The sequence below is a fragment of the Kitasatospora sp. NPDC059146 genome (genome assembly GCF_042786665.1).
Lineage (GTDB): Bacteria > Actinomycetota > Actinomycetes > Streptomycetales > Streptomycetaceae > Kitasatospora.
The window spans coordinates 1-4,752 of sequence record NZ_JBHZCY010000014.1; the positions used below are offsets into that span (position 1 = coordinate 1).

A 4,752-nucleotide genomic window follows, 5' to 3' on the forward strand; every position below is an offset into this window, starting at 1 on the left:
CCGCGCCCAGTACCCCGGCCAGCACCGCGCCGCCGATCACCGACAGCGCGATCGCCACCGGGTGGATCCGCACCGACCAGCCCAGCACCAGCGGGTGCAGCAGATGGCCCTCGATCTGGCCGATCACCACGATCAGCGCCAGTACCAGCAGCGCGACCACCGGCCCCCGCGCGGCCAGGGCGACCAGTGCGGCGATCGCCAGTGCGATCGGGGAGCCGATCAGCGGCACCAGCGCCGCGACGAACTCCACCACCATCAGCGGCAGCACCAGCGGCACCCGCAGGAGCGCCAGCGCGAGGCCGACCAGTGCCGCGTTGACCGCCGACACGATCAGCACCCCGCGGGTGTACCCGGCGAAGGTGCGCCAGGCGGCCTGCCCGGCCCGGCCCCAGACGGGACGCGCCCGGGCCGGCAGCTGGCGCTGCGCCCAGCTCCACATCCGGTCGCCGGAGTGCAGGAAGAACACCGAGCAGAACACCGCGAGGGCCAGCCCGGTGACCAGCTCGACGGCCCGGCTCGCGCCGCTGAGGGCGGTGGTCAGCAGCGCCGAGCGGTGCGCCGAGACGAACGCGCCGACCTTCGCCCGCAGGTCGGTGACCGTCCCCGGGCGCAGGTGGATGGGGGCGCCGGTGAGCCAGTGGTCGATCCGGCCGAGGCCGCCGCGCAGCTCGTCGCCGATCCGGTTCCACTCGTCGGCGACGTTCGTCCCGACCAGCGCCAGCACCCCGCCGACGACCACGAGCGCGCACAGGAACGCCACCAGCACGGCCAGTGACCGGGGCAGCGTCCGGGCCAGCAGGTCGACCAGCGGGCGCAGCACCGAGGTGATCACCAGCGCCACGAACAGCGCGATGACCGGCACCTCCAGCTCGCCGAGCACCCCGACGGCCAGGTAGGCGGCCACTCCGAGCAGCCCCAGCCGCCAGACGTACCCGGCGGCGGTGCGCAGCCCGGCCGGCACGTGCTCGACGGGCGCCGCGGGCCGTGCCGGCCGCACCGGCACCCGGGGCGGGCGGCTGCCGAGCGGCCGGGGGAGCCGCGCCGGGCGAGGTTCCGGGCGGTGGTCGGGGCGGTGGTCGGGGCGTCCCACGGCGGGCTCAGCCGGGGGTCCCGTGCGGTTCCGGCCGGTGGGTCCCGTGCGGTTCCGGCCCGTGGGTCGTGCGCGAGTCGCTCATGGGGCTCGCCTCCTCCGTCCTCGGCCTGCTCCCAGCGTCTCCCCGGCCCCCGGACCCGCACACCTCGGCGGGCTGCCGGACCGGTGCCGGAGGTGGGGGCGGAGGGCGTCAGGGGAGCCCGACGGCCCTCCGCCGGCTGAGGTAGGTGAGGACGGCGAGGACCCGGCGGTGGCCGCTGTCGGCGGGCGAGAGGCCGAGCTTGGCGAAGATGTTGCCGATGTGCTTGTGGACGGCGTTGTCGGTGATGACGAGCCGGGTCGCGATCGTGGTGTTGTCCTGCCCCTCGGCCATCAGCGCGAGGACCTCGCGTTCGCGCGGGGTCAGGGCGGCCGTCGGGTCCTGGGCGTGCCGGGTGAGGAGCTGTCCGATCACGTCCGGGTCCATCACGGTGTCCCCGGCGGCGACCCGGCGCAGCGCGTCGGTGAACTCGCTGACCCGGCTCACCCGGTCCTTGAGCAGGTAGCCGATGCCGCCGCGCCCGTCGGAGAGCAGTTCCCCGGCGTACTGCTGCTCGACGTACTGGGAGAGGACGAGCACGGGCAGGCCGGGCTGCTCCCGGCGGGCCCGGATGGCGGCGTGGATGCCCTCGTCGCGGAAGCCGGGCGGCAGCCGGACGTCGACGACGGCGACGTCGGGCCGGTGCTCGGCGACGGCGGCGAGGAAGCCCGGGGCGTCCTGGACGATCGCGGCGACGCGGAAGCCCTTGGCGGTGAGCAGGAGTTCCAGCCCGCTGGAGAGCAGGACGTTGTCCTCGGCGATCACGACCCGCACGGCACACCCGCCGTGATCGTGGTCGGGCCGCCGGCCGGGCTCCGGAGGTCGAGGGTGCCGTCGAGCGCCAGGACGCGCTGGCGGATCCCGGCGAGGCCGGTGCCCAGCCGCTCGTCGGCGCCGCCGCTCCCGTCGTCGGTGACCTCGATCGACAGCCGGTCACCGGTGCGGGCGACCCGTACCGCCGTCCGGGTGGCGCCGCTGTGCTTGGCGGCGTTGGTGAGCGCCTCGGCGACCGTGAAGTACGCGACGGCCTCGACCGCGGCGGGGAGGGTGCCGAGGCTGCCGACGTCGAGGGTGGTGTCGAGGGCCGCGTCGGCCGCGAGGGCGGAAAGTGCCCCGGTGAGGCCGCGGTCGGCCAGGATCGGCGGGTAGATCGTCCGGATCACCGCGCGGAGCTCCACCATGGCCTCCTCGGTGGTCCGGTGGGCCTGCGCCAGCAGGGTGGCGACCGTCCCGGGGTCCTCGTCCAGGAGTTCCCGGGCCACGCCCAGCCGCATCGCGATGGCCACCAGCCGGGCCTGGGTGCCGTCGTGCAGGTCGCGTTCGATCCGGCGGAGCTCCGCGCCGTGCGCGGTGAGCGCCCCGGCCCGGGTCTCGGTCAGCGTCTCCACCCGCTGCGCCAGCTCCTCGGAGGCCGACGGCGCCAGCAGGGCCACACAGGTCCGGGCGTGCAGGCGGGCCAGCCGGGGGACCAGCCAGACGGTCAGCGCGGCGAAGGCCAGCAGCTGCGCCGTCCCCAGGGTCAGCGCCGGGCCCCACCCGGTCAGCGGGGCACCGGCGGCGAAGCCGCCCGCCCGGGTGCCGGCGGGCAGCGCCCACCACAGGGGCACCGTGACGGCCGTGGTCAGGGTGTTGCCCGCGCACACCACCGCGACCAGCCCGAACGCCAGGCCGCTCAGGAGCCAGGCGCCGAGCCACCCGAGGAGGCGCGCGGTGCCGGCCCGGACGGGGCCGGAGGCGGGTGCGCCCAGCAGTCCGTCGGCGCGGCGGCGCTGGCGGCCGGCCCACGCGCGCGCCGCCGCCGGGACGAGGAGGACGGGCAGCACGAGCACGGCGAGCGCGGCGGCGAGCAGGCTGCCCAGCAGGTAGCCCAGGGCGCGCCAGGTCGCCGAAAGCCTTTCGGCCGCAGGGAGGTTCATCCGCCCAAGTCTGGATCACGGCGAACCGGCCCGGCACTACAGCCCACTACCCTGTTTTCCGACCGGCTCGGGGTACCGCCCGGGCGCGGCGGTCGGACCTAGCGTCAACTCCCATGAAGAAATCACCGATTGGCGCCGCAGGACGGCGCGGCCGTTCCGTACGGCGGACCCTGGTGTCGGCCGCCGTCCTGGCCGGCGCCCTCGCCACGACCGTGCCCGCCGCCGCGGCGGCCCGGCCGTACGACGACCGGAGCCTGCTCCGGCGGGACGCGGCCGCGCTCACCGCCCTCGGCGTGACGGGCGTGCAGGCCCGGCTGGTCACCGCCGACGGCCGGACGGTGACCGCCACCGGCGGCGTCGCCGACGTGACGACCGGACAGCCGGTGTCGCCGGACGGCCACTTCCGGATCGCCAGCGTCACCAAGGCCTTCGTGGCCACCGTCGTCCTCCAACTCGTCGGCGAGCACCGGCTCTCCCTGGACGACCCGGTCGAGCGGTGGCTGCCCGGCGTGGTGTCCGGGAACGGGAACGACGGCGGCGCGATCACCGTCCGCCACCTGCTCCAGCACACCAGCGGCCTCCACGACGACTACCCGGACTACAGCTCGGCCGACGACTTCCGCCGGCACCGCTACGACGGCTCCACGCCCGAGCAGAGCGTCGACCGGGCGCTGCGCCACCCGCCGGACTTCCGGCCCGGCGCCGACTGGCGCTACAGCAACACCGGTTACGTCCTGCTCGGCATGATCATCGAGCGGGTCGACGGGCAGGCCTGGTACCAGGAGGTACGGGACCGGATCGTCCGGCCGCTCGGCCTCACCCACACCTTCCGGCCCGGGACGTCCCCCACGCTGCCCCGGCCGCACGCCCGGACGTACCAGAGCTTCCGGCCCGGCGAGCCGCCCGTCGACGTCACCGAGCAGGTCGGCCTGGGCATCAACGGGGAGGCCGGGCTGGTCTCCACCACCGCCGACCTCGACCGCTTCCTCCGGGCCCTGCTGGGCGGCCGACTGCTGCCGCCCGCCCAGCTCGCCCGGATGCAGCAGACCGTTCCGGTCGGCGAGGAGTTCCAGGCGCTCATGCCGGGGGCCCGGGACGGACTGGGACTCTTCTCCCGCCCGCTGACCTGCGGCGGGGTGTACTGGGGCCACGAGGGCGGCGACGCCGGCTGGATCACGGCGACCGGGGTCACCGCCGACGGCCGGCGCAGCGTCACGCTCTCGCTCTCGGGCGTCCGCGCCGACACCCCGGACGACGTCCGCCGGATCGAGCAGGCGGAGAGCCGGCTGGTCGACGACGCCCTCTGCGGCGCCCCGGACACCGACCACCGCCGCCGCTGAGCCGCCACCCGTCGGGGCCGTCGACCGGACCGAGGCCGACGGCCCCGACGCTTCCGTGACGCTGGGCCGCCGGCCGCCCGCAGTCCGTCACCCGCGGGGCCGCTGCCCCATGCGCCCGGGACACCGGGTGGACGAGACTGCTGCCATGCGGCCGGTCGTGGGCGAAGAGAGGTCGGTCATGGGTGCGGAGAGCGCGGGGAGCGTCCGGTGGCGGCCCCGGCCCGGGCGGGCGGAGCGGCAGCATGTAGTGCACGTACCGGGCGATGGTCGCCGAGGTGCCGCCGGTGCCCGCGGTGGCCACGATCCAGGCCGGCTCCGGGTGCG

Annotated in this window: 4 protein-coding genes; 1 reads left to right on the forward strand and 3 read right to left on the reverse strand. The window is 76.2% G+C overall.

Annotated elements, in window-relative coordinates; all coding sequences use genetic code 11:
- From ACFXPX_RS08710 to ACFXPX_RS08720, 3 genes are all read right to left on the reverse strand, one after another.
- A partial coding sequence (locus ACFXPX_RS08710) for an AI-2E family transporter (RefSeq protein ID WP_380640209.1) occupies window positions 1-1,090 on the reverse strand: 1,090 nt, incomplete at its 3' end.
- A 193-nt stretch (window positions 1,091-1,283) separates the two neighbouring features.
- Window positions 1,284-1,946, reverse strand: a complete 663-nt coding sequence (locus ACFXPX_RS08715; protein ID WP_380588958.1) for a LuxR C-terminal-related transcriptional regulator — start codon at window positions 1,944-1,946, stop codon at window positions 1,284-1,286.
- A complete protein-coding gene (locus ACFXPX_RS08720) occupies window positions 1,934-3,088 on the reverse strand; it encodes a sensor histidine kinase (protein WP_380640212.1) in 1,155 nt (384 codons plus the stop codon). The genes ACFXPX_RS08715 and ACFXPX_RS08720 overlap by 13 nt, the downstream gene beginning before the upstream one ends.
- A 113-nt stretch (window positions 3,089-3,201) precedes the next feature.
- Here ACFXPX_RS08720 and ACFXPX_RS08725 point away from each other — a divergent pair, with 113 nt between their 5' ends.
- Complete coding sequence (locus ACFXPX_RS08725) at window positions 3,202-4,428, forward strand: serine hydrolase domain-containing protein (protein ID WP_380640215.1); 1,227 nt, start codon at window positions 3,202-3,204, stop codon at window positions 4,426-4,428.
- Window positions 4,429-4,752 lie beyond the last annotated feature (324 nt).

Excerpts from the sequence above, each read along its gene's own strand:
- ACFXPX_RS08720 (WP_380640212.1), bottom strand. The coding sequence starts at position 3,088 with ATGAACCTCCCTGCGGCCGAAAGGCTTTCGGCGACCTGGCGCGCCCTG.
- ACFXPX_RS08725 (WP_380640215.1), top strand. The coding sequence starts at position 3,202 with ATGAAGAAATCACCGATTGGCGCCGCAGGACGGCGCGGCCGTTCCGTA.